Source organism: Streptomyces sp. BE303, assembly GCF_036290945.1.
Taxonomy (GTDB): Bacteria; Actinomycetota; Actinomycetes; order Streptomycetales; family Streptomycetaceae; genus Kitasatospora.
In genome coordinates this window covers 1-304 of sequence record NZ_JAQYWZ010000380.1, presented here as the reverse complement: position 1 = coordinate 304, position 304 = coordinate 1, and the positions used below count along the sequence as shown (strand labels likewise).

General features: G+C 70.4%; 1 protein-coding gene. It reads left to right on the top strand.

Annotated elements, in window-relative coordinates:
• Nucleotides 1-39 precede the first annotated feature (39 nt).
• Nucleotides 40-304 (top strand): hypothetical protein (locus tag PUR56_RS06260; protein WP_329948159.1); only part of this gene is annotated, 265 nt, incomplete at its 3' end.

Here is a 304-nt window from a genome sequence, read left to right as displayed (position 1 = left end):
GGTGTGTCGGCGTTCGGCGTCAGTGGCACCATCGCGCACGTGATCGTGGAGGAGCCACCGACGGTCGAGGCCGCCGCAGTGGCAGCAGTGGAACTGCCACTGGCTCCGGTGCTGTTTTCCGGTACGGACGAGGCGTCCCTGCGTGCTCAGGCTCAACAGCTGATCGTCCGCGCCGAGGTGGGCGCTGCTCACCCGGTGGCACTCGGCGCGGCGTCGATCCGCCGTTCCGCGCTCGCTCACCGGGCGGTGGTGCTCGCCGGTGACACCGACGAGCTGATGACCGGGCTGGATGCGGTGGTGTCCG